General features: G+C 54.5%; 19 protein-coding genes. 15 read left to right on the forward strand and 4 right to left on the reverse strand.

The features are described 5' to 3' along the window. The first annotated feature begins 178 nt into the window (after positions 1-178). The 5 genes from dmsA to ACWKXN_RS01845 all read left to right on the forward strand — a co-directional run bounded on the left by dmsA (position 179) and on the right by ACWKXN_RS01845 (position 6,184). The gene (gene dmsA / locus ACWKXN_RS01825) at positions 179-2,623 is read left to right on the forward strand and encodes a dimethylsulfoxide reductase subunit A (protein ID WP_454543238.1); all 2,445 of its coding nucleotides are present in this window, start codon (positions 179-181) and stop codon (positions 2,621-2,623) included. A gap of 10 nt (positions 2,624-2,633) precedes the next feature. Continuing rightward, complete coding sequence (locus tag ACWKXN_RS01830; protein WP_021240882.1) at positions 2,634-3,251, forward strand: DMSO/selenate family reductase complex B subunit; 618 nt, start codon at positions 2,634-2,636, stop codon at positions 3,249-3,251. Between the two features lies 1 nt (position 3,252). After that, a complete protein-coding gene (locus tag ACWKXN_RS01835; RefSeq protein ID WP_029739492.1) occupies positions 3,253-4,116 on the forward strand; it encodes a dimethyl sulfoxide reductase anchor subunit family protein in 864 nt (287 codons plus the stop codon). Between the two features lie 274 nt (positions 4,117-4,390). Continuing rightward, positions 4,391-5,539: an MFS transporter gene (locus ACWKXN_RS01840; RefSeq protein WP_047742311.1), complete on the forward strand. Its 1,149-nt coding sequence runs from the start codon at positions 4,391-4,393 to the stop codon at positions 5,537-5,539. 123 nt (positions 5,540-5,662) lie between these two features. After that, positions 5,663-6,184, forward strand: a complete 522-nt coding sequence (locus ACWKXN_RS01845) for an anti-virulence regulator CigR family protein (RefSeq protein ID WP_023310990.1) — start codon at positions 5,663-5,665, stop codon at positions 6,182-6,184. A 36-nt stretch (positions 6,185-6,220) separates the two neighbouring features. On the opposite strand, the gene pflA is transcribed toward ACWKXN_RS01845, so the two are convergent. From pflA to ycaO, 4 genes are all read right to left on the reverse strand, one after another. Continuing rightward, a complete protein-coding gene (pflA, locus tag ACWKXN_RS01850; RefSeq protein ID WP_023310991.1) occupies positions 6,221-6,961 on the reverse strand; it encodes a pyruvate formate lyase 1-activating protein in 741 nt (246 codons plus the stop codon). Positions 6,962-7,165: 204 nt separating this feature from the next. Next, positions 7,166-9,448: a formate C-acetyltransferase gene (gene pflB, locus ACWKXN_RS01855; protein ID WP_033145088.1), complete on the reverse strand. Its 2,283-nt coding sequence runs from the start codon at positions 9,446-9,448 to the stop codon at positions 7,166-7,168. A 51-nt stretch (positions 9,449-9,499) separates the two neighbouring features. Continuing rightward, positions 9,500-10,357, reverse strand: a complete 858-nt coding sequence (gene focA, locus ACWKXN_RS01860) for a formate transporter FocA (protein ID WP_454543239.1) — start codon at positions 10,355-10,357, stop codon at positions 9,500-9,502. Between the two features lie 406 nt (positions 10,358-10,763). Beyond that, a complete protein-coding gene (gene ycaO / locus ACWKXN_RS01865) occupies positions 10,764-12,524 on the reverse strand; it encodes a 30S ribosomal protein S12 methylthiotransferase accessory factor YcaO (RefSeq protein WP_454543240.1) in 1,761 nt (586 codons plus the stop codon). Positions 12,525-12,651: 127 nt separating this feature from the next. On the opposite strand from ycaO, the gene ACWKXN_RS01870 reads away from it, so the two are divergent. The 10 genes from ACWKXN_RS01870 (at position 12,652) to ACWKXN_RS01915 (ending at position 25,572) form a co-directional block, all read left to right on the forward strand. Continuing rightward, positions 12,652-13,344, forward strand: coding sequence for a DUF421 domain-containing protein (locus ACWKXN_RS01870; protein ID WP_023310994.1), 693 nt, complete (start codon positions 12,652-12,654; stop codon positions 13,342-13,344). Positions 13,345-13,506: 162 nt separating this feature from the next. Continuing rightward, the gene (gene serC / locus ACWKXN_RS01875) at positions 13,507-14,595 is read left to right on the forward strand and encodes a 3-phosphoserine/phosphohydroxythreonine transaminase (RefSeq protein ID WP_039261569.1); all 1,089 of its coding nucleotides are present in this window, start codon (positions 13,507-13,509) and stop codon (positions 14,593-14,595) included. A 69-nt stretch (positions 14,596-14,664) separates the two neighbouring features. Next, positions 14,665-15,948 (forward strand): 3-phosphoshikimate 1-carboxyvinyltransferase, encoded by a 1,284-nt coding sequence (gene aroA, locus ACWKXN_RS01880; protein WP_032658201.1) that lies wholly within the window; start codon positions 14,665-14,667, stop codon positions 15,946-15,948. 185 nt (positions 15,949-16,133) lie between these two features. Beyond that, positions 16,134-16,817 (forward strand): (d)CMP kinase, encoded by a 684-nt coding sequence (gene cmk / locus ACWKXN_RS01885; protein WP_013097305.1) that lies wholly within the window; start codon positions 16,134-16,136, stop codon positions 16,815-16,817. A 111-nt stretch (positions 16,818-16,928) separates the two neighbouring features. Continuing rightward, on the forward strand, positions 16,929-18,602 hold the full coding sequence (gene rpsA / locus ACWKXN_RS01890; RefSeq protein ID WP_014169387.1) for a 30S ribosomal protein S1: 1,674 nt from the start codon (positions 16,929-16,931) through the stop codon (positions 18,600-18,602). A 170-nt stretch (positions 18,603-18,772) separates the two neighbouring features. Continuing rightward, the gene (gene ihfB / locus ACWKXN_RS01895; RefSeq protein ID WP_008499965.1) at positions 18,773-19,060 is read left to right on the forward strand and encodes an integration host factor subunit beta; all 288 of its coding nucleotides are present in this window, start codon (positions 18,773-18,775) and stop codon (positions 19,058-19,060) included. A gap of 214 nt (positions 19,061-19,274) precedes the next feature. Beyond that, positions 19,275-21,539 carry a ComEC family protein gene (locus ACWKXN_RS01900; protein WP_454543241.1) on the forward strand — a complete coding sequence of 755 codons (2,265 nt, stop codon included), beginning with the start codon at positions 19,275-19,277 and terminating at the stop codon, positions 21,537-21,539. A gap of 36 nt (positions 21,540-21,575) precedes the next feature. Beyond that, on the forward strand, positions 21,576-23,324 hold the full coding sequence (msbA, locus tag ACWKXN_RS01905; protein ID WP_033145094.1) for a lipid A ABC transporter ATP-binding protein/permease MsbA: 1,749 nt from the start codon (positions 21,576-21,578) through the stop codon (positions 23,322-23,324). Next, entirely contained in the window at positions 23,321-24,298 is a 978-nt protein-coding gene (lpxK, locus tag ACWKXN_RS01910) for a tetraacyldisaccharide 4'-kinase (protein WP_087822273.1), read from the forward strand. Before msbA ends, lpxK begins: the two co-directional genes overlap by 4 nt. 44 nt (positions 24,299-24,342) lie before the next feature. Then, on the forward strand, positions 24,343-25,572 hold the full coding sequence (locus tag ACWKXN_RS01915) for a winged helix-turn-helix domain-containing protein (protein WP_454543242.1): 1,230 nt from the start codon (positions 24,343-24,345) through the stop codon (positions 25,570-25,572). Positions 25,573-25,581: the final 9 nt, after the last annotated feature.

Raw genomic sequence — 25,581 nt, forward strand, 5'->3', positions numbered from 1 at the left:
CGCTTTTTTTATGCCTCTGAATTGACACGACGCAATACCCCCTCCCTCTAAAGTAGTAATACTCCTCCGAATGAAAGTCAGCATAAAAAGCTGATTACGTAAAAATTCGTTGTATATAAAACTACATAGCGGTTTGCGCCGCCACTCTTTTCTTTGTGAGCAACCAAAGTGAGTCTCTATGAAAATCAACGCGCCTGAAGCATTAATGGCTGCCGAGGTCACTCGCCGTGGGTTGATGAAAACCACGGCAATAGGCGGCCTGGCCGTAGCCAGCAGCGCCTTCACGCTTCCTTTTACCCGACTGGCCTCAGCGGCTGATGCACTATCCCCAGCCTCAGCTCCGGAAAAAGTGGTGTGGAGTGCCTGTACCGTAAACTGCGGTAGCCGTTGTCCGCTGCGTATGCACGTGGTGGATGGCGAAATAAAATATGTCGAAACCGACAATACCGGGGACGATAACTACGATGGGTTACATCAGGTTCGCGCCTGCTTGCGCGGCCGCTCCATGCGTCGTCGCGTGTATAATCCGGACCGCCTGAAATATCCGATGAAGCGCGTCGGTAAGCGTGGGGAAGGGAAGTTCGAGCGGATTAGCTGGGATGAAGCCTACGACATTATCGCCACCAATATGCAGCGCCTTATCAAAGAGTACGGCAACGAATCCATCTACCTGAACTACGGCACCGGGACGCTCGGCGGTACGCTGACCCGCTCCTGGCCACCGGGTAAAACGCTGGTGGCACGTCTGATGAACTGCTGCGGTGGTTATCTTAATCACTATGGTGACTACTCATCGGCGCAGATTGCTGAGGGCCTGAACTACACCTACGGCGGCTGGGCGGACGGCAACAGCCCGTCCGATATCGAAAACAGTAAGTTGGTCGTCCTGTTCGGTAACAACCCGGGCGAAACCCGCATGAGCGGCGGCGGGGTAACCTATTACCTCGAACAGGCCCGCGCCAAATCCAATGCCCGCATGATCATCATCGATCCGCGCTATACCGACACCGGCGCCGGACGTGAAGACGAGTGGATCCCAATCCGTCCGGGTACCGATGCAGCGCTGGTCTCGGCGCTTGCGTGGGTAATGATCACAGAAAACCTCGTCGATCAGCCTTTCCTGGATAAATACTGCGTCGGCTATGACGAGAAAACCCTGCCAGCCAGCGCGCCTGCAAATGGCCATTACAAGGCCTATATTTTCGGGCAGGGCAGCGACGGCGTGGCGAAAACACCCGAGTGGGCGTCCACCATCACCGGTATTCCGCCCGAGCGTATCGTTCAGCTGGCGCGTGAGATTGGCTCGGCCAAACCGGCCTACATCAGCCAGGGCTGGGGACCGCAGCGCCATGCGAACGGCGAAATCGCGACTCGCGCCATCTCCATGCTCTCCATTCTGACCGGCAACGTCGGTATTCACGGCGGTAACACCGGCGCGCGTGAAGGCTCGTATGAAGTGCCGTTTGAACGTATGCCGACGCTGGATAACCCGGTTCAGACCAGCATCTCCATGTTTATGTGGACCGATGCGATCGAACGTGGTCCTGAAATGACCGCCCTGCGCGACGGCGTGCGCGGCAAGGACAAGCTGGACGTGCCGATCAAGATGATCTGGAACTATGCCGGTAACTGTCTCATCAACCAGCACTCCGAAATCAACCGCACCCATGAAATCCTGCAGGATGATAAGAAGTGCGAGATGATTGTGGTCATCGACTGCCACATGACCTCCTCGGCGAAATATGCCGATATCCTGCTGCCGGACTGCACGGCCTCTGAGCAGATGGATTTCGCGCTGGATGCCTCCTGCGGTAACATGTCCTATGTGATCTTTACCGACCAGGCGATTAAACCGCGCTTCGAGTGCAAAACCATTTATGAGATGACCTCTGAGCTGGCGAAACGTCTTGGCGTTGAGCAGCAGTTTACCGAGGGGCGTACTCAGGAAGGGTGGATGCGCCATCTGCATGAACTCTCCCGTAAGGCGGTCCCTGACCTGCCGGATTTCGATACCTTCCGCAAGCAGGGTATGTACAAACAGCGCGATCCGGAAGGGCACCACGTGGCGTACAAAGCGTTCCGTGAAGACCCGCAGGCGAACCCGCTGACCACGCCGTCGGGCAAAATCGAAATCTACTCCGAAGAGCTGGCAAAAATCGCGTCGACCTGGGAGCTGCCGGAAGGGGACGTTATCGATCCGCTGCCGATCTACACGCCAGGTTTTGAAAACTATAACGATCCGCTGACGGCGAAATTCCCGCTGCAGCTGACAGGTTTCCACTACAAAGCGCGCGTGCACTCCACCTACGGTAACGTCGACGTACTCAAGGCCGCCTGCCGTCAGGAGATGTGGATCAACCCGATGGATGCCAAAGCACGCGGCATCAGCAATGGCGATCGCGTGCGTATCTTCAACGGCCGCGGCGAGGTGCACATTGAGGCCAAAGTGACGCCGCGCATGATGCCAGGCGTGGTGGCGCTGGGGGAAGGGGCCTGGTACAACCCTGATGCCAACCGCATCGACCAGGCGGGCAGTATTAACGTGCTGACCACGCAGCGTCCGTCGCCGCTGGCGAAGGGCAACCCATCCCACACAAACCTTGTCCAGGTTGAAAAGGTTTAAGGAGTAGCCGATGACAACCCAGTATGGATTTTTTATCGATTCCAGCCGTTGCACCGGGTGCAAAACCTGCGAGCTGGCCTGTAAAGATTACAAAGACCTGACTCCTGACGTCAGCTTCCGCCGCATCTACGAATACGCCGGGGGCGACTGGCAGGAAGATAACGGCGTCTGGCATCAGAACGTCTTTGCCTATTACCTGTCGATTGCCTGTAACCACTGTGAAGATCCGGCCTGCACCAAGGTCTGCCCGAGTGGGGCGATGCACAAGCGTGAAGACGGCTTTGTGGTGGTGGACGAAGATGTCTGCATCGGCTGTCGGTACTGCCACATGGCGTGCCCGTACGGCGCGCCGCAGTACAACGCCGCCAAAGGTCATATGACCAAATGCGACGGTTGCCACACCCGCGTGGCGGACGGCAAAAAGCCGATTTGCGTCGAGTCCTGTCCGCTGCGCGCGCTGGACTTCGGTCCGATTGAAGAGCTGCGTCAAAAACACGGTCAGCTTGCCGCAGTGGCACCGCTGCCGTCTGCGCACTTCACGAAGCCGAGCATTGTGATTAAACCTAACGCCAACAGCCGTCCTACAGGTGACACCACCGGCTACCTGGCAAATCCGAAGGAGGTGTGAGATGGGAAGTGGATGGCATGAATGGCCGCTGATGATCTTCACGGTCTTTGGCCAGTGTGTGGCGGGCGGTTTCATTGTGCTCGCGCTGGCGCTGCTGAAGGGAAATCTCAACGCTGAACAGCAGCAGCGTTTAGTGTTGAGCATGTTTGGCCTGTGGGTGCTGATGGGGATTGGGTTTATCGCCTCTACGCTGCACCTGGGTTCGCCGATGCGCGCGTTTAACTCTCTGAACCGCGTGGGGGCCTCATCCCTCAGTAACGAGATTGCCAGCGGGGCAATTTTCTTTGCCGTCGGTGGGCTGGGCTGGCTGCTGGCCGCTTTGAAGAAATTGCCTGCGGGTCTGCGCAGCCTGTGGCTGATCGTGACCATGGTGCTGGGCGTGGTGTTCGTGTGGATGATGGTGCGCGTCTATAACACCATCGATACCGTTCCAACCTGGTACAGCGTCTGGACGCCGATGAGCTTCTTCCTGACGATGTTTATCGGCGGGCCGCTGCTGGGCTACCTGCTGCTGCGCGTGGCGGGCGTAGACGGGTGGGCAATGCGTTTGCTGCCGGCTGTTTCGCTGCTGGCGCTGGTGGTGAGTGCGATGGTCGCTCTGATGCAGGGGGCAGAACTGGCAACCATTCACAGCTCTATCCAGCAGGCTTCTGCCCTGGTGCCGGACTACGGTTCTCTGATGGCCTGGCGCATCGTTCTGCTGGTCGCTGCGTTGGTATTCTGGATTGCTCCTCAGCTCAAAGGTTATCAGCCCGCGCTGCCGCTGCTGTCACTGGCCTTTGTGCTGGTCCTGGCGGGTGAACTGATTGGCCGCGGTGTGTTCTACGGGTTGCATATGACCGTAGGTATGGCTATCGCCAGTTAACGTTGCATTGAGTTATATCAAGCCGGGTCTGAGTGCCCGGCTTTTCTTTTTTCGATCATGAAATTTTTCGACTGTCGTTTTGTTTTAATTTCGCTCATTAATAAATAAAAACAGACACATAATTAATATCTATAGCAGGCGTGGCATTAGCAGGATAAGTTTTTTAAATCGACAGGGAACATATTGTGCGAGGCGGCTAAATCAGTGGATTGACTTTGTTTTTGCCAGTGGCATGATGCGCACGAAATCTGAACTTCCTCACGGTTTTTAATCCATGACCACCTATACCCGGCCAGTGCTTCTGTTGCTTTGTGGCCTGCTTCTGTTGACCCTGGCGATCGCAGTGTTAAATACGCTCGTCCCGCTATGGCTCGCCCATGAAAACTTACCGACCTGGCAGGTGGGTATGGTCAGCTCGTCCTTTTTTACCGGGAACCTGCTGGGTACGCTAATGACCGGGAGCCTGATTAAGCGCTTTGGCTTTAATCGCAGCTATTATCTGGCTTCGCTGATTTTCGCCGCCGGGTGTGCCGGGCTGGGCCTGATGGTCGGCTTCTGGAGCTGGATGGCATGGCGCTTTATCGCAGGCGTAGGCTGCGCGATGATTTGGGTGGTGGTTGAAAGCGCGCTGATGTGCAGCGGCACTTCGCGCAACCGTGGACGCCTGCTGGCAGCCTATATGATGGTTTATTACGTCGGCACCGTGCTGGGTCAACTGATGGTCAGCAAGCTGCCAACCGATCTGATGAGCGTTCTGCCGTGGGTCACGGGCATGGTGCTGGCCGCGATCCTGCCGCTGCTCTTCACGCGCATTGTGAACCAGAACAGCGAGCATCAGGAAGCGACCCACGTCTGGCCGATGCTCAGACTCCGTCAGGCGCGCCTGGGCGTTAACGGCTGCATTATCTCGGGGATTGTACTGGGCTCGCTCTACGGCCTGATGCCGCTCTATCTGAATCATCAGGGCGTCAGCGATTCTGGAATTGGCTTCTGGATGGCGGTGATGGTGAGTGCGGGGATCGTTGGGCAGTGGCCGATTGGCCGTCTGGCGGACCGCTTCGGTCGTCTGCTGGTGCTGCGCGTGCAGGTCTTTGTGGTCATTATGGGATGCCTTGCCATGCTCAGCAACGCCGCGATGGCGCCTGCGCTGTTTATTCTCGGGGCGGCTGGCTTTACGCTCTATCCGGTCGCGATGGCCTGGGCCTGTGAGAAAGTTGAACATCACCAGCTGGTGGCAATGAACCAGGCGCTGTTACTGAGCTATACCATCGGCAGTTTATTAGGGCCGACGTTTACCGCGATGCTGATGCAGAATTATTCCGATAATTTATTGTTTATCATGATCGCCAGCGTGTCGTTTATTTATCTCTTGATGCTGCTGCGCAAAGCAGGCGAGCATCCAACGCCTGTGGCACATGCCTGATTAAATAAAAGCCTGTCGATGACAGGCTTTTTTGTCCCTGTCACAACTAAGAGTTTTACTTATTGTTTGTTTATTGCGCCAGGCGATAATTCATGTGAGTCCTACCACTATAAGGCAGCAATCATGTCTATTCGTCGTTTTTCCACTACCGCACTTGCCGTAGTGTTGTCTTTAACGTTTGCAACGGCTCCGGTCATGGCTAATCCTGGAAACGGGAATGGCGGTGGTCACGGAAACGGTGGCGGGCAAGGTAATGGCGGTAATCATGGTAACGGGAATTCTGGTAACCATGGCAATAAGCAAAATAACGGTCAGGATAACCCTGGAAAATCGGATAAAAGCTTTAAAAGCAGTAAAGATGTCGGTAACGATGTCGACGCTCGCGTGAGCTTCGATCATGCCCGCCATCTGGCGCTGAATTATGGCTTAACGGGCTATGACTCTCTGCCTCCGGGTATCGCGAAAAACCTGGCGCGCGGTAAGCCGTTGCCTCCGGGCATTGCGAAGAAAACCGTGCCGGCCTCAATGCTGGGCCAGCTTCCTTCCTACCCGGGCTATGAATGGCGCGTGGTCGGAGATGACCTGGTCTTAATTGCGCTGAGTACAGCCATTGTGACCTCCGTTATTAACGGCGTCTTTAAATAGAATATAAAAAGGCCCGGTTCTCACCGGGCCTTTTCTTTAATACATCACCTTGTGGCCGTACTGTTCAAGAATACCTTTGACGCGTTCCATCGTCTCTTTCTTCGGCGGCTTCACGCCATCGAGTTTGTACTCTTCGCCCATTGCCACCCATTTATGTTTACCCAGCTCGTGATAGGGCAGAAGCTCGATTTTCTCGACGTTGCCCATGTCGCGGGTAAATTCCCCCAGGCGGTGCGCGGAGTCGTCGTCATCTGACCAGCCGGGAACCACCACGTAGCGGATCCAGGTTTTGATGCCTTTATCGGCAATGTATTTGGCGAATTCCAGCGTGCGGTGGTTTGAGACGCCAACGAGGTTCTGGTGGATCTCATCGTTCATCTGTTTGAGATCGAGCATCACCAGATCGGTCACTTCAAGCAGCTCGTCGATAACCGGATCGTAGCGGCGTACAAAGCCGTTGGTGTCGAGGCAGGTATGAATGCCTTCTTTGTGGCAGGCGCGGAACCAGTCGCGGACAAATTCGGCCTGCAGAATGGCTTCACCGCCGGATGCGGTGACGCCGCCGCCGGACGCGTTCATAAAGTGGCGGTAGGTCACCACCTCTTTCATCAAGTCTTCAACGGTCACTTCTTTACCGCCATGGGTATCCCAGGTGTCACGGTTATGGCAGTACAGGCAGCGCATCAGGCAGCCCTGGAAAAAGGTGATGAAGCGGATACCCGGGCCATCGACGGTGCCACAGGATTCAAAGGAGTGAATGCGACCAATAATTGACATTGCGGTGATATCTCCAGCATCGGCCCGTCCGGGGCCTGAGTATGCACAGCTCAAAGCCGGCTGTGTTGAAGTCTGTTTTGGCTGATATCCATAGAGTATAGATAGCGGACAAAAGAGACTGAGGTGGAGAGGGTGCTAAAAAGGCCCCACTGACGTGGAGCCTTTATTGTACGCTTTTTAACGCGTGATTTCAGTCAATTCCACTTACATGGACTGAGTGAAAGTACGGGTGATAACGTCCTGCTGCTGTTCTTTAGTCAGGGAGTTAAAACGTACTGCGTAGCCAGATACGCGGATGGTCAGCTGAGGATATTTCTCAGGGTGTTCCATCGCGTCGAGCAGCATTTCACGGTTCATGACGTTCACGTTCAGGTGCTGACCACCTTCGATGGACGCTTCGTGGTGGAAGTAACCATCCATCAGACCCGCGAGGTTAGTTTTACGCACTTCGTCGTCTTTACCCAGCGCGTTTGGCACGATAGAGAAGGTGTAAGAGATACCATCTTTCGCGTAAGCAAACGGCAGTTTAGCAACGGAGGTCAGAGAGGCAACCGCACCTTTCTGGTCACGACCGTGCATTGGGTTAGCACCTGGGCCGAATGGCGCGCCAGCACGACGACCGTCTGGGGTGTTACCGGTTTTCTTACCATACACAACGTTAGAGGTGATGGTCAGAACAGACTGAGTCGGGATAGCGTTACGGTAAGTAGTCAGTTTCTGAATTTTCTTCATGAAACGTTCTACCAGGTCAACCGCCATGTCATCAACGCGAGAGTCGTTGTTACCAAACTGCGGATATTCACCTTCGATTTCGAAGTCTACAGCCAGGCCGTCTTCGTCACGAATTGGTTTAACTTTCGCATATTTGATTGCAGACAGGGAGTCAGCAGCAACGGACAGACCAGCGATACCACACGCCATGGTGCGGATAACGTCACGGTCGTGCAGCGCCATCAGAGAGGCTTCGTAGCTGTACTTGTCGTGCATGTAGTGGATAACATTCAGTGCAGTAACGTACTGTTTAGCCAGCCAGTCCATGAAGTGATCCATACGCTCCATCACTTCGTCGAAGTTCAGAACGTCGCCTTTGATCGGCTCAGACTTAGGACCAACCTGCATTTTCAGTTTTTCATCAACGCCGCCGTTGATTGCGTACAGCATGGTTTTCGCCAGGTTTGCACGCGCACCGAAGAACTGCATTTGTTTACCAACAACCATTGGGCTTACGCAGCAAGCGATAGCGTAATCGTCGTTGTTGAAGTCCGGACGCATCAGGTCATCGTTCTCGTACTGCAGAGAAGAGGTATCGATGGACACTTTAGCCGCGAATTTCTTGAAGTTCAGAGGCAGTTTTTCAGACCACAGAACGGTGATGTTCGGCTCCGGAGAAGGACCCATGGTGTACAGGGTGTTCAGGAAGCGGAAGCTGTTTTTGGTTACCAGAGTACGGCCGTCTACGCCCATACCACCGATTGATTCTGTTGCCCAGATTGGGTCACCAGAGAACAGCTCATCGTATTCAGGAGTACGCAGGAAGCGAACCATACGCAGTTTCATGACCAGGTGGTCAATCATTTCCTGAGCGTCTTGCTCGGTGATTTTGCCTGCTTTGATGTCGCGTTCGATGTACGCATCCAGGAAGGTGGATACGCGACCAAAGGACATTGCTGCACCGTTCTGAGACTTAACAGCGGCCAGGTAGCCGAAGTAGGTCCACTGGATAGCTTCCTGAGCGTTGGTAGCCGGACCAGAGATATCGCAGCCATATTTTGCCGCCATCTCTTTGATCTGACCCAGCGCGCGGTGCTGTTCAGCGATTTCTTCACGCAGACGGATAGTCGCTTCCAGGTTTACGCCGTTTTCCAGATCGGACTGCAGGGAAACAAACTGCGCGTACTTGTCTTTCATCAGGAAGTCGATACCGTACAGCGCAACGCGACGGTAGTCACCGATGATACGGCCACGGCCATACGCATCTGGCAGACCAGTCAGAACGCCAGATTTACGGCAGTTCAGAATGTCTTTGGTGTAAACATCGAATACGCCCTGGTTGTGGGTTTTGCGGTATTCGGTGAAGATTTTTTTCAGCATTGGGTCCAGCTCGCGGTTATACGCTTTGCAGGAACCTTCAACCATTTTGATACCACCGAACGGGATGATTGCGCGTTTCAGTGGTGCTTCAGTCTGCAGACCAACGATTTTCTCAAGGGCTTTGTTGATGTAGCCAGCATCGTGAGAAGTGATGGTGGAAGCAACGGAGGTGTCAAAATCAACTGGCGCGTGAGTGCGGTTTTCCAGTTTAACGCCTTCCATTACGCTGTCCCACAGCTTGGTGGTCGCGTCAGTTGCGCCAGCCAGGAAGGATTCGTCACCTTCATACGGGGTATAGTTTTTCTGAATGAAGTCACGTACGTTTACTTCATTCTGCCAGTCACCTTTCGCAAAACCTTCCCAGGCTGTGGCTAACTTTTCATTAAGCTCGGACATGTAACACCTACCTTCTTAAGTGGATTTTTTATTTACTGCCTGAGAAAACCATCAATGATGATCGTCGCCACGCAGGTAAATGACCCAGTATGTCAACCCAACTAACAGACCCCCACCGATAATGTTCCCGATAGTGACAGGGATCAGGTTATCAGTAATGAAATTCATAATAGTCAGGTGAGTGAAACTTTCCGGGGATGAACCAACTGCGGTCCAGAACTCCGGGCTTGCAAAGTCGCGGATGACAATGCCCATTGGGATCATGAACATATTCGCGATACTGTGCTCAAAGCCGCTGGCAACAAACATCGCAACCGGCAGAACCATAATTAAGGCTTTGTCCATCAGGCTGCGACCCGAGTAGCTCATCCATACAGCCAGGCAGACCATCAGGTTAGCGAGGATGCCGAGAGCAACGGCTTCGATAAATGTGTGGTGCATTTTGTGGTCGGCGGTTTGCAGGACGTTAAGGCCCCAGCCACCGTTGGCGGTCATGTACTCGCCAGAAAGCCACATCAACAAAACAAAGAGCAGACAGCCAACCAGGTTACCCACGTAGACGTTAAGCCAGTTACGTGCCAGCTGACCCCAGGTAATTCTTCCGCTGGCCTTTGCCACGACAATCAGCACCGTTGAGGTGAAGAGGTCGGCGCCGCAGATGACGCAGAGAATCAGACCCAGTGAGAAGCAAATGCCGCCAATCAGTTTGGCCATGCCGAAAGGCATTCCGGCAGTACCGGTGGTGGCGGTGATGTAGAAGACGAAAGCGATAGAGATGAACACACCAGCCGTGATCGCCAGATAGAACGTCTTCATCGGGTGTTTCGTTGCTTTATAGACACCCGCTTCTTCGGCAACTTTGGCCATCGCAGCAGGGAGTAAAAGATCAAAAGGGTTGTCAGCTTTCACACTAACTCTCTCTTTATTAAGTCGGCGACGAGATACTAACAAAGCATTATAGAAGAGAAATTGATATAGATCATATCTCGCCTGGCTTATAGGCCCGCAGTGTGTATGGTTTTACAGTAAATGCGGAGTAAGTAATTGATTATCCGTATAAAAATAAATTTTAAAAGTTATGAAAAGAGTTGAATTTTTTCGTTCAGCCACCCCTGACGCAGTTAATTAATATGGAGTATTTACCATAAAAAGTAACAGTAAAGCCCGGGTAAATATTATTATATTTACCCATGTTTAACTTTATTATTACAATCAACAGTCATTGCCGAAGAAAATAAAAAACGGGGCAATGAAATTGCCCCGTAATATAGCCCAGACGATTGAATACGCCTACAGCTGGTAATGTTATGTGCGCTTATTTTGACCAGTAAGCGGCTTTTGCTTTCTGAAGTTTTTCGTAGGCCTTCAGCAGCGACTGATGCGCCGGGAAGGCTTTCAGATCGCTATCAACAGCCTGCAGGCCATAGAACGGCTCTTCGCCGCTCAGGGCTGCACTGGCTGCTTCTACGGCCTCAGCTCCGTACATCCGCACGAAAGCATTCAGGTATTGCAGCGGCTCGCGATCCTCTTCCTGGGCCAGCAGCAGCAGGGTTTGCAGGCAGCGGTAATAATTGGTGCGCTCGGCAGAGAAGACCGACTGGTTGAATTCCATGGTCCACTCGGTCCAGGCCAGGGCCTGATCCAAATCGCCACCCGCCAGGGCCAGCATCGCTTTCAGCTCACCGATGCGCAGGGTATACCAGCCGTTGTCTTTACCGGTCGCCAGGCCCAGCAGTTCGCGTACGCGGGTAAAGTCATCGTGGCCTTCTTCGTCCAGCTGGGCGATCAGGTTCAGATAATCTTCTTTCTCCCACTCGCTGCCCGGCAGAGCCAGCAGCGTTTCGCGCAGGTGCGCGCCCATGCTGTTATTCGCCAGCCACAGATCTTCAGCCGGGTAGATGTCGGACATGCCTGGAACAATAATGCGGCACGCGTAGACGCCAAGGTGTTCGTAGTCGGCAATATAAACTTCCCGATCTTCCGCGTTGAAGATCGCCATCAGTGTGGCGAACTCTTCTTCCGTGGTACCGGCAAAGCTCCAGTCCACGAACGGATAGTCGGCGTCCTGCTTGAACATATCCCAGGAAATTAAACCGCTGGAGTCGATGAAGTGGGTTTCAAGGTTGGTATGCTCGGCCACTTCTTCATCGTCAAACGTTGGCGGGGTGAAGACGTCGAGATCTTTCAGGCTACGGCCCTGCAGCAGCTCTGTAACGGTACGCTCCAGCGCCACGCCGAAGTCAGGGTGCGCGCCGAATGAGGCGAAGCAGGTACCGTTGGCCGGGTTAAACAGCACTACGCAGATAACCGGATACTTACCGCCCAGCGAGCCGTCATAGGCAAAGATTGGGAAACCTTCTGCTTCCAGCTTAGCGATGGACTCCACTACGCCCGGGTAGCGCGCCAGCACGTCTGCCGGAATTTGTGGCAGGCTGATGGATTCAGCGATGATGCGGTTTTTAATGTGGCGTTCGAAAACTTCAGACAGACCCTGCACGCGTGCTTCATTGCGGGTGTTACCGGCGGACATACCGTTGGACACATACAGGTTGCCGACGATGTTCATCGGAATATATACGGTCTGCTCGTCAGACTGACGGGTGAACGGCAGGGCGCAGATCCCACGGTCTTCATTGCCAGACTGCAGATCGATCAGCATGCTGGCGGTCAGTTCGCTGTCTGGATCGTAGAAGGCACGCAGGCGCGCGTCGAGAATACCTTCCGGCAGCTCGTCATCTTCGGTCAGCGGGAACCATTTTTCATTTGGATAGTGAACGAACGGGCCGTTAGCGATGGTTTCGCCCAGCCAGAAGTCAGCGAAGAAATAGTTGGTGGACAGACGCTCAAAATACTCACCCAGCGCAGAGGCCAGTGCCGCTTTTTTTGTCGCGCCTTTACCGTTGGTAAAGCACAGGGCACAGTCTTTATCGCGAATATGCACGGACCAGACATGAGGCACCGGATTGAGCCAGGAGGCTTCTTCGATGTTAAAACCCAGGTCGGTCAGTTTCTGCTGGAAGCGAGCGATGGAATCTTCCAGAGCGGCGTCTTTGCCGGGGATAAACGTTTGAGTCATGGCGTTCACTTTTATCGTACGTAAAGCGCGCAATGATACGGGTTTTGCGTGACGGGTGCTATCTTCGGCGAAAATAAAAGGCTGGGCTATGCTTAGTGGCAGTAACTGACTGTTAAGGCATAGAAAAATGAAAGCATTTGATCTCCAGCGGATGGCGTTTGATAAAGTTCCTCCTGAATTTCTGGGCGAAGTGGCGCTGCGCAGCCTGTATACCTTCGTCCTCGTCTTCCTGTTTCTTAAAATCACCGGCCGCCGAGGCGTGCGGCAGATGTCGCTCTTTGAGGTGTTGATCATCCTGACGCTGGGCTCGGCGGCGGGTGACGTCGCCTTTTATGACGACGTGCCGATGGTGCCGGTGTTTATCGTTTTTGTCTCACTGGCGCTACTTTATCGCCTTGTCATGTGGCTGATGTCGAAAAGCGAAAAGCTGGAAGATCTGCTTGAAGGGAAGCCGGTCGTTATCGTCGAGGACGGACAGCTGGCCTGGGAAAATGTACAAAGCGCCAATATGACCGAGTTTGAGTTCTTTATGGAGCTTCGCCTGAACAGCGTTGAACAGCTCGGGCAGGTGCGTCTGGCGATCATGGAAACCAACGGGCAGATCAGCGTCTATTACTATTCTGACGACGAGGTGAAGCCGGGACTGTGTATCCTGCCGGATATGCTGATCGAGCGTTTCAGAACCGTACCTGAGTCAGGCGAGTATGCTTGCGTAAGATGTAGCCATGTAGTCGCGATGCAGCCGGGGGATCGCCAATTATGCCCCCGCTGTGCAAATCCGGAATGGACGAAGGTTAGCCGGGCCAAACGTATCACCTGACAGCCATTTTGTCGGTTTTGTCCTGGCGAGGCGGCAGATTGTTTTGTGTGACGCGGGGCACATTTCACGGGTCATAAGTTTTAGACATTGCGGCGCGTGTCACTGAATGATAAAACCGATATCCACAGTTATAACTTATGGCTTTTAGCGTGGTGAGGGGAAATGGCTCAAGTCTTTAATTTCAGTTCAGGTCCGGCGATGTTACCGGCAGACGTGCTTAAACAGGCTCAACAGGAACTCTGTGACTGGAACGGTCTCGGTACGTCGGTGATGGAAATCAGCCACCGTGGTAAAGAGTTTATTCAGGTGGCGGAAGAGGCAGAAAAGGATTTTCGCGATCTGCTGAATATTCCCTCGAACTACAAAGTATTGTTCTGTCACGGCGGTGGACGTGGCCAGTTTGCAGGCGTTCCGCTGAATATCCTCGGCGACAAAACGACGGCTGACTACGTTGACGCGGGTTACTGGGCGGCAAGCGCCGTTAAAGAAGCGCATAAATACTGCACGCCGAATGTTATCGACGCCAAAGTGACCGTTGACGGTCTGCGCGCCGTGAAGCCAATGAGCGAGTGGCAGCTTTCCGATAACGCAGCGTATCTGCACTACTGCCCGAACGAAACCATTGACGGGATTGCCATTGACGAGACGCCAAACTTCGGTAGCGATGTCGTGGTTGCCGCCGACTTCTCCTCCACCATTCTGTCTGCGCCAATTGATGTCAGCCGCTACGGCGTTATCTATGCGGGCGCGCAGAAAAATATCGGCCCGGCCGGTTTGACTATCGTCGTTGTGCGTGAAGACCTGCTGGGTAAAGCACATAAATCCTGTCCGTCGATTCTCGATTACACCGTGCTGAACGATAACGATTCGATGTTCAACACCCCACCAACGTTTGCCTGGTATCTCTCCGGCCTGGTCTTCAAATGGCTGAAGCAAAACGGCGGCGTGGCGCAGATGGACAAGGTCAATCAGCAGAAAGCTGAACTGCTGTATGGCGTGATCGACAAGAGCGATTTCTACCGCAACGATGTGGCAAACGCTAACCGTTCCCGCATGAACGTGCCGTTCCAGTTGGCGGACAGCAGCCTGGACAAAGTATTCCTGGAAGAGTCCTTCGCGGCAGGTCTGCATGCGCTCAAAGGTCACCGTGTCGTTGGCGGCATGCGTGCCTCCATCTATAACGCGATGCCGCTGGAAGGCGTTAAGGCCCTGACGGATTTCATGATCGACTTCGAACGTCGTCACGGTTAATTTGCTGTTTTTCACCCCCGCAGCGTCCCTGCGGGGTTTTTATTATGTTGAGTTGAGAGTTTAGTTTTCATGGAATCCCTGACGTTACAACCTATCGCGCGGGTAGATGGCACCATTAATCTGCCTGGTTCAAAAAGTGTCTCGAACCGCGCTTTGCTGCTGGCAGCTCTGGCAAACGGCACCACCGTCCTCACAAACCTGCTGGACAGCGATGACGTGCGCCATATGCTCAATGCGCTGAAAGCGTTGGGCGTTCATTACACTCTCTCCGACGATCGTACCCGCTGCGAAGTGACCGGCAACGGCGGCGCGCTGCGTTCGGGCGAAGAGCTTGAGCTGTTTCTGGGCAACGCGGGTACCGCGATGCGCCCGCTGGCGGCGGCCCTGTGCCTGGGGAGCAACAACATCGTGCTGACCGGCGAGCCGCGCATGAAGGAGCGTCCGATTGGTCACCTGGTGGACGCCCTGCGTCAGGGCGGCGCGCAGATTGAGTATCTGGAGCAGGAAAACTATCCGCCACTGCGTCTGCGCGGCGGTTTTACCGGCGGTCACGTCGAGGTGGACGGCAGCGTCTCCAGCCAGTTCCTGACGGCACTGCTGATGACCGCGCCGCTGGCACCGCAGGATACGGTTATCACCATTAAAGGTGAGCTGGTCTCCAAACCGTACATTGATATCACGCTGCACCTGATGAAAACCTTCGGCGTTGAGGTGGAAAATCAGTCTTATCAGCGCTTCGTGGTGCGCGGGGCGCAGCAGTACCAGTCTCCGGGCAACTACCTGGTTGAAGGGGATGCGTCATCCGCGTCTTACTTCCTGGCTGCGGGGGCGATTAAAGGCGGCACGGTAAAAGTGACCGGTATTGGCCGTAACAGCGTGCAGGGCGACATCCGTTTTGCGGACGTGCTGGAAAAAATGGGTGCCATTGTCACCTGGGGGGATGACTTCATCTCCTGTACCCACGGCGAGCTGAACGCCATCGATATGGACATGAACCATATCCCGGATGCGGCGATGACCATTGCCACGGCGGCGCTGTTTGCCAAAGGCACTACCACGCTGCGTAACATCTACAACTGGCGCGTAAAAGAGACGGACCGCCTGTTCGCGATGGCGACCGAGCTGCGAAAAGTCGGTGCCGAGGTGGAAGAGGGCGAAGACTACATTCGTGTGACCCCTCCGGCAAAACTGCAGTTTGCGGAAATCGGCACCTATAACGATCACCGTATGGCGATGTGCTTCTCGCTGGTGGCGCTGTCAGACACGCCTGTCACCATTCTTGACCCGAAATGTACGGCGAAAACGTTCCCGGACTACTTCGAACAGCTGGCACGCATTAGCACGCTGGCCTGATAACGTATTGCCGCATCGCCCGATGCGGCATTTGCTTACGCTTCATTACGAACACCTCCGCTCATTTCTTCTACACTCTGCTTCAATCATTCCGTAATTTGCACGCAAAGGTAACAGTTGCGCACGTTGGCGCGTATAATGCGCGGCGTTCATGTAAACGGTATGCCTTATTTAAGGAGAAAAAGATGACGGCAGTTGCCCCGGTAATCACCATTGATGGGCCGAGTGGCGCAGGGAAAGGTACTCTGTGCAAAGCGATGGCGGAAGCATTGCAATGGCATCTTTTAGATTCGGGAGCAATCTATCGCGTGCTGGCGCTGGCCGCGCTACATCACCATGTGGATGTCGCGTCTGAAGAAGCGCTGGTTCCGCTGGCTGCGCATCTGGATGTGCGTTTCGTATCGACCGATGGCAACCTGGAAGTCATCCTTGAAGGGGAAGACGTGAGCGGCGAAATCCGTACGCAGGAAGTGGCTAATGCGGCCTCTCAAGTCGCGGCGTTCCCGCGCGTTCGCGAGGCGCTGTTACGTCGTCAGCGCGCGTTCCGTGAAGCCCCGGGGCTGATCGCTGACGGACGCGATATGGGAACGGTGGTATTCCCTGATGCGCCAGTGAAAATTTTCCTTGACGCCTCTTCGGAAGAACGTGCTCAACGCCGCATGCTTCAGTTGCAGGAAAAGGGGTTTAGTGTTAACTTTGATCGCCTTTTATCCGAGATAAAAGAGCGCGATGACCGCGATCGTAACCGCGCCGTCGCCCCACTTGTTCCTGCAGAAGATGCATTAGTTCTGGATTCAACCAGTTTAACTATTGAGCAAGTGATTGAAAAAGCGCTACAATATGCGCGCCAAAAACTGGCACTCGCGTAATCGCGACCGATTTAGCAGTACCCCCGCTGCAATGGATTGACGGCGGGTATGTGAAACAACCCCATCCGGCACGGAGCCAGGTGGACGTTAATATTAACCTGAAGATTAAACATGACTGAATCTTTTGCTCAACTGTTTGAAGAATCCTTAAAAACAATCGAAACCCGCCCGGGTTCCATCGTTCGCGGTGTTGTTGTTGCTATCGACAAAGACGTAGTACTGGTTGACGCCGGTCTGAAATCTGAGTCCGCCATTCCGGCAGAGCAGTTCAAAAACGCCCAGGGCGAGCTGGAAATCCAGGTAGGTGACGAAGTTGACGTTGCTCTGGACGCAGTAGAAGACGGCTTCGGTGAAACCCTGCTTTCTCGTGAGAAAGCTAAACGTCACGAAGCATGGATCACGCTGGAAAAAGCTTACGAAGAAGCTGAAACTGTGGTCGGTGTTATCAACGGCAAAGTTAAAGGTGGCTTCACTGTTGAGCTGAATGGTATTCGTGCGTTCCTGCCAGGTTCTCTGGTAGACGTTCGTCCAGTTCGTGACACTCTGCACCTGGAAGGCAAAGAGCTTGAATTCAAAGTAATCAAGCTGGACCAGAAGCGTAACAACGTTGTTGTTTCCCGTCGTGCCGTTATCGAATCCGAAAACAGCGCAGAACGCGATCAGCTGCTGGAAAACCTGCAGGAAGGCATGGAAGTCAAAGGTATCGTTAAGAACCTCACTGACTACGGCGCATTCGTTGACCTGGGCGGCGTTGATGGCCTGCTGCACATCACCGACATGGCGTGGAAACGCGTTAAGCACCCAAGCGAAATCGTGAACGTGGGCGACGAAATCACTGTTAAAGTGCTGAAGTTCGACCGCGAGCGTACTCGTGTATCCCTCGGCCTGAAACAGCTGGGCGAAGATCCATGGGTAGCTATCGCTAAGCGTTACCCAGAAGGTACTAAACTGACTGGTCGCGTAACCAACCTGACTGACTACGGCTGCTTCGTTGAAATCGAAGAAGGCGTTGAAGGTCTGGTGCACGTTTCCGAAATGGACTGGACCAACAAAAACATCCACCCATCCAAAGTTGTTAACGTTGGTGATGTAGTGGAAGTGATGGTTCTGGATATCGACGAAGAACGTCGTCGTATCTCCCTGGGCCTGAAACAGTGCAAAAACAACCCATGGCAGCAGTTCGCGGAAACCCACAACAAGGGCGACCGTGTTGAAGGTAAAATCAAGTCTATCACTGACTTCGGTATCTTCATCGGCCTGGACGGCGGCATCGATGGCCTGGTTCACCTGTCTGACATCTCCTGGAACGTTGCAGGCGAAGAAGCAGTTCGTGAATACAAAAAAGGCGACGAAATCGCTGCAGTTGTTCTGCAGGTTGACGCAGAGCGTGAGCGTATCTCCCTGGGCGTTAAACAGCTCGCAGAAGATCCGTTCAACAACTGGGTTGCACTGAACAAGAAAGGCGCAATCGTAAACGGTAAAGTGACTGCAGTTGACGCTAAAGGCGCAACCGTAGAACTGGCTGACGGCGTTGAAGGCTACCTGCGCGCTTCTGAAGCTTCACGTGACCGCGTTGAAGATGCCACTCTGGTTCTGAACGTAGGCGACGACGTTGAAGCTAAGTTCACCGGTGTTGACCGTAAGAACCGTGCAATCAGCCTGTCTGTTCGTGCTAAAGACGAAGCTGATGAGAAAGATGCAATCGCAACTGTTAACAAACAGGAAGATGCAAACTTCTCTAACAACGCAATGGCTGAAGCTTTCAAAGCAGCTAAAGGCGAGTAATATCAGGTTCTCAGCATCATTTGCGCTGTAACGCATTTACAGCGTGAAGGATGAGGAGCAAACTTGACAGATTGCAGGATTCGTCCTGTAATCAATAACAAAGGGCGGCTACGGCCGCCCTTGTTTAATGAGCTGTTCAGCTAATTGGTTTGAAAGGAACCGGAGGAATCATGACCAAGTCAGAATTGATTGAAAGACTTGCCAGTCAGCAACCGCATATCCCTGCCAAGGCAGTGGAAGATGCCGTAAAAGAGATGCTGGAGCATATGGCCTCCACTCTTGCCCAGGGCGAGCGCATTGAAATCCGCGGTTTCGGTAGTTTTTCTCTGCACTATCGTGCTCCACGTACCGGGCGTAACCCGAAAACTGGCGATAAAGTCGAGCTGGAAGGTAAGTACGTTCCACACTTTAAGCCGGGTAAAGAACTGCGCGATCGCGCCAATATTTACGGTAACTGAGTTTAGCCAGTCGGTTAAACTGGGTTCGAAAGAAAGCACCTGCGGGTGCTTTTTTTGTCTCTGTCGCTTTCATTCTGAAGATACCCCGCATTTTCCGTTTCGTTTTCTGCAAACCGATAAAAACAGCACAGCGCGCGCTGTAAAACGCATTCTTACCATCTGACAATTCCTTCTACCTGATTACATACTGCCCCTCTGAAACAGGGAGGTAGCAATGGGAATTCCCGCGCTTAGTATCTGCGCCATTCTGGCGATAGCCCCGTTACTCTGGTTACCTGAACTGCCATCACGTCATACCGTGTGGATAATGATTGTTGGCGGGATCGTGCTGGCCGCACGGCGAAACGTACGACTGAAGTATGCGGGTATCACGCTGTTATTTTGCGTGTGGGGTATTTTGGCTGCGAAGGAGAGCGTCTGGTCGATGCAGCATTTAACCACGGGGGCCGTGCAGGCTGAGGTAGCGATCGCCGCCACAGATGGCGCAACGCAGCATCAGGGAAACATTCTTAGCGTTGATGGCAAGCGCTGGTGGGCCTCTACCGGCATAACGCTGTATGGCAATTATCTGCCACAGAAAGCGTGTGCCGGTCAGCGCTGGACCATGACGCTCAGGCTCAGGCCTGCCCACGGCGAGCTGAACGACGGCGGTTATGATTCTCAGCGCAGCGCTTTTGCCCGCCATCAAACGCTGAGCGGGCGTTTCACCCGTGCGGAACTCGTTGATGGACGCTGCAGCCTGCGAGCGCAATATCTCATGTCACTGCAAAACCGCCTTTCTGCTTACCGATGGGGGGCGGTTATCCTCGGACTGGGAATGGGTGAACGTCTGGATATGCCCCGGGAAATACAAGACCTGATGCGCGAAACCGGGACGCTGCATCTGATGGCGATTTCGGGACTGCATATCGCGCTGGCGGCATCCCTCGCCTGGTTACTCGCACGTGGGCTACAGTTTTTATTACCCAGCCACTGGATCCACTGGCAAATGCCTCTTCTGGCCGGGTTATGCTTTGCCGCTTTCTACGCCTGGCTTACCGGTCTTCAACCGCCTGCGCTACGAACGGTCATCGCGCTTGCTGTGCTTGCAATGTTGCGGATCGCTGCCCGACAATGGTCTCCCTGGCAGGTGTGGGTCTGCTGTATCGCGGCGATCCTGATAAGCGATCCCTTAGCCATACTCTCGCAGAGTCTGCTCTTATCTGCATTTGCCGTCGCCGCGCTGATTTTCTGGTTTCAGTGGCTGCCTCTTCCTGGCTGGCGCAGGGCACGACGTCTACGGCCGCTGCTGAACCTGATCTATCTGCAGGTGGGCATGCTGATGCTGCTGATGCCGTTACAGGTTCTGATTTTCCACGGCTTCAGCATTTCTTCTCTGGTCGCGAATCTCTTTGCCGTTCCCCTGGTGACGTTTGTGTCCGTGCCGCTGATTCTGCTCGGTATGCTGCTTCATCTGCTGCCGCTGGCGGCACCTGAAAGCGTCGTCTGGTTCGCAGCCGATAAATCACTTGCGGGGCTGTTCTGGCTCCTCATGCGCCTGCCTGACGGCTGGCAAAATGTCGACCAACGCTGGCAGTACATGACATTACTGCCCTGGCTTATCATCATCGGCTGGCGCTTTCGTGCCTGGAAAACCCTTCCTGCCGTTTGTCTTGCAGGAAGTGCCTTACTGACATTTCCTCTGTGGCGAACGGAAAAAAGCGAGAGCTGGACGCTGCATATGCTGGATGTGGGGCAGGGGCTGGCGATGGTCATTGAACGGCAGGGAAAAGCCATTCTCTATGATACCGGGCTCGCCTGGCCGGGCGGGGATAGCGCGCAGCGGTTGATTATCCCGTGGCTTCGCTGGCATCACCTGCGGCCTGAAGGCGTTATTCTCAGTCATGAGCACCTCGACCATGCGGGAGGACTCGCATCGTTGCAAAAAGCGTGGCCTGACGCGTGGGTAAGAAGCCCATTGCGCCTGGCGGGACATCGCCCCTGTTTTCGCGGGCAGAGATGGAAATGGCAGGGACTCTCCTTCACCGTCCACTGCCCCCCCGAAAATTACCCGGCTCAGGGAAATAACCATTCCTGCGTAGTCAAGGTGGACGACGGTGAGCAGAGTGTTCTGCTAACAGGGGACATTGAAGCGCAAGCGGAACAGGCTATGCTTAGCCATTACTGGCGTTATCTGACGTCCACGCTTATACAGGTGCCCCATCATGGCAGCAATACTTCGTCGTCATTGCCGCTGGTACAGCGGGTGGAAGGTCAGATCGCCCTGGATTCAGCGGCCCGCTATAACGCATGGCGATTCCCGTCGGCAAAAGTTGTTCGACGTTATCGAAAAGAGGGGTATATCTGGCACGATACCCCTCATTCTGGACAAATATCGGTGACATTCTCGCAACATCACTGGCAAATCCGGCGCTTGCGAGAGCAATTTTTACCCGTTTGGTATCATCAGTGGTTTGGCGAGCCCGTCGATAACGGGTAGAATATGCGGCTATTTCAACGAATGCTGGTTTTTTGAATGCATAACGACAAAGATCTCTCCACGTGGCAAACCTTCCGCCGACTCTGGCCGATGATTGCGCCCTTTAAAACAGGCCTGATCGTGGCGGGAGTAGCGTTAATCCTCAACGCAGCCAGCGATACTTTTATGCTATCGCTTCTCAAACCGTTACTGGACGACGGTTTTGGTAAAACGGATCGCTCAGTGTTGCTATGGATGCCTCTGGTGGTTATCGGACTGATGATCTTACGCGGCATCACCAGCTATATCTCCAGCTACTGTATTTCCTGGGTATCAGGGAAAGTGGTGATGACCATGCGCCGTCGCCTGTTCAGCCACATGATGGGCATGCCGGTCTCGTTCTTTGACAAGCAGTCTACCGGGACGCTGCTGTCCCGTATTACCTACGACTCAGAGCAGGTTGCCTCCTCGTCCTCGAGCGCACTGATCACCGTTGTGCGTGAGGGTGCGTCAATCATCGGCCTGTTCGCGATGATGTTCTATTACAGCTGGCAGCTGTCGATCATCCTTATCGTTCTGGCACCGATAGTTTCTATTGCTATCCGCGTCGTCTCAAAGCGCTTCCGCAATATCAGTAAGAATATGCAGAACACGATGGGGCAGGTGACGACCAGCGCGGAACAGATGCTGAAAGGGCATAAAGAAGTTCTGATTTTTGGCGGTCAGGACGTCGAAACCAAACGCTTTGATAAAGTCAGCAATAAAATGCGTCTGCAGGGGATGAAAATGGTCTCGGCCTCTTCCATCTCTGACCCGATTATTCAGCTGATTGCGTCACTGGCGCTGGCATTCGTCCTCTATGCGGCAAGTTTCCCTAGCGTGATGGAGACGCTGACGGCAGGTACTATCACCGTGGTCTTCTCCTCAATGATCGCCCTGATGCGTCCGCTGAAATCCCTGACGAACGTGAACGCCCAGTTCCAGCGCGGGATGGCCGCCTGTCAGACGCTGTTCAGCATTCTGGATTCCGAACAGGAAAAAGATGAAGGTACTCGCGAGATTGAGCGCGCCCGTGGCGATGTTGAATTCCGCAATGTCACTTTCGCCTATCCTGGACGTGAAACGCCGGCGCTGCGTAATATCAACCTGTCCATTCCGGCGGGTAAAACCGTGGCGCTGGTGGGCCGTTCCGGCTCGGGTAAATCGACGATTGCCAGCCTGATCACCCGTTTCTACGATATTAACGAAGGTGAGATCCTCCTGGACGGTCATGACCTGCGGGAATATACCCTGCAGTCGCTGCGTAACCAGGTGGCGCTGGTTTCCCAGAACGTGCACCTGTTCAACGATACTGTGGCAAACAACATTGCTTATGCGCGCACGGATGAATACAGCCGTGAGCAGATTGAGAATGCCGCGCGTATGGCCTACGCAATGGACTTTATCAACAAGATGGATAACGGTCTGGATACGATAATCGGTGAGAACGGTGTACTGCTCTCCGGCGGTCAGCGTCAGCGTATCGCCATTGCGCGTGCGCTGCTGCGCGATAGCCCGATTCTGATCCTGGACGAAGCGACCTCCGCGCTGGATACGGAATCTGAACGCGCTATTCAGTCTGCCCTGGATGAGCTGCAAAAGAACCGTACCTCGCTGGTGATTGCGCACCGTCTGTCGACTATCGAGCAGGCTGACGAAATCGTCGTGGTTGAGGACGGTATCATTGTTGAACGCGGAAGCCATGCTGATTTGCTGGAACACCGCGGCGTTTACGCCCAGCTTCATAAGATGCAGTTTGGCGAATGATTGCACGCATCTGGTCCGGTGAATCTCCGCTGTGGCTCCTGCTTTTGCCGCTCTCCTGGCTATACGGCCTGGTGAGCGGCATTATCCGTCTGCTTTACCGTCTGGGGCTGAAGCGCGCCTGGCGCGCGCCGGTTCCGGTGGTGGTGGTCGGGAATCTTACGGCGGGCGGCAACGGTAAAACGCCGGTAGTGATCTGGCTGGTGGAGCAATTGCAAAAACGCGGTATCCGCCCGGGGGTGGTATCGCGCGGATATGGTGGTAAAGCGGCGCGTTATCCGCTGCTGCTGACGGCGGAAACCACGACTGCCGAAGCGGGTGATGAGCCGGTATTGATTTTCCAGCGTACCGGCGCGCCGGTTGCGGTCTCCCCGGTGCGCAGCGACGCCGTTCAGGCACTGCTTGCCGAACACGCGGTACAAATTATTATCACTGACGATGGCCTGCAGCATTACGCCCTGGCGCGTGATAAAGAGATTGTGGTCATCGACGGGGTTCGCCGCTTCGGTAACGGCTGGTGGCTGCCGGCCGGGCCCATGCGCGAACGCGCTTCGCGTCTTAAGTCCGTTGATGCGGTGATTGTGAACGGTGGTGAGGCAAAAGCGGGTGAAATCCCGATGTACCTGCAGCCGGGCCTGGCGATCAACCTGGTGACGGGTGAACGCCGGTCGGTTGCTGAGCTGCCTTCACCGGTGGCGATGGCGGGGATTGGACATCCGCCGCGCTTCTTCGCGACGCTGGAACAGTGCGGTGCCCGGCTGGAAAAACGCGTTCCGCTGGCCGACCACCAGGCGCTGGTGGAAGGGCAGGTCGACGCCCTGACCGTACCCGGGCAGTCGCTGATCATGACCGAAAAAGATGCGGTGAAATGCCGTGCCTTCGCGAAAGAAAACTGGTGGTATCTGCCGGTTGACGCTGAACTCAGCGGCGAGCAGCCGGAACGTTTGCTCAAGGAACTGATTGCGTTGGTGAAATAAACGCTTACGCGGTTCTGGTGGCGCTTTGACTGACAGGAAAACGCATGTCTTTACCGCAACTCTCGCTTTCAGCCGCACGTCATTTACACCTTGCCGCGCAGGGGCTTCTTAAAAAGCCCCGCCGCCGCGCGCAGCCTGCCGATATTCTCTCTACCGTCCAGCGCATGTCGCTGCTTCAAATTGACACCATTAACATTGTGGCCCGTAGCCCTTACCTGGTGCTGTTTAGCCGACTGGGAAATTATCCTTCGCAGTGGCTGGATGAGGCACTCAGCAAGGGGGGGTTGATGGAGTACTGGGCGCACGAAGCCTGCTTCCTGCCCCGCAGCGATTTTGCCCTGGTTCGACACCGCATGCTTGCCCCTGAAAAGATGGGCTGGAAATACCGTCAGGCGTGGATGCTGGAACATGCGGCCGAAATTGAGCAGCTTATCGCGCATATTCAGGAAAACGGCCCCGTACGCTCCGCCGATTTTGAACACCCGCGCAAAGGCACCAGCGGCTGGTGGGAGTGGAAGCCGCATAAACGTCATCTCGAAGGGCTGTTTACCTCAGGCAAAGTCATGGTGATTGAGCGGCGTAATTTTCAGCGCGTCTACGACCTGACGCATCGCGTGATGCCACACTGGGACGACGAGCGTGACCTGCTTACCCAGGAGGCGGCCGAGGCCATCATGCTGGAGAACAGCGCCCGCAGCCTGGGGATTTTCCGCCCGCAATGGCTGGCTGATTATTATCGCCTTCGCCAGCCCGCGCTGAAACCGCTGCTGGACATCTGGCAACGCGAACAGCGCGTCATCCCCGTCACGGTGGAAACGCTGGGCGAAATGTGGCTGCATGCGGATCTCCTCCCGCTACTGCCTCTGGCCCAGGAGGGGAAACTTCAGGCAACTCACAGTGCGGTGTTGTCGCCTTTCGACCCGGTTGTCTGGGACAGAAAACGCGCCGAGCAGCTGTTCTATTTTAGCTACCGGCTGGAATGTTATACCCCGGCGCCAAAGCGCCAGTATGGTTACTTTGTACTCCCGCTGCTGCATAAGGGGCAACTGGTCGGGCGCATGGACGCCAAAATGCACCGCAAGACCGGCACGCTTGAAATCATTGCGCTTTATCTGGAAGAGGGCGTCAGGGTGACGGCGAGCCTGGAAAAAGGGTTAACGTTCGCCATTAGCGAATTCGCGCGCTGGCAGGGTGCCCGCGACGTGACGCTGGGCCGGGTGCCCGACGGGCTGTTTACATCCTGTCGAAGTGGCTGGGAAACAGGCACTCCCTGAAAAGGGAAT

The sequence above is a fragment of the Enterobacter sp. UPMP2060 genome (assembly GCF_053709655.1).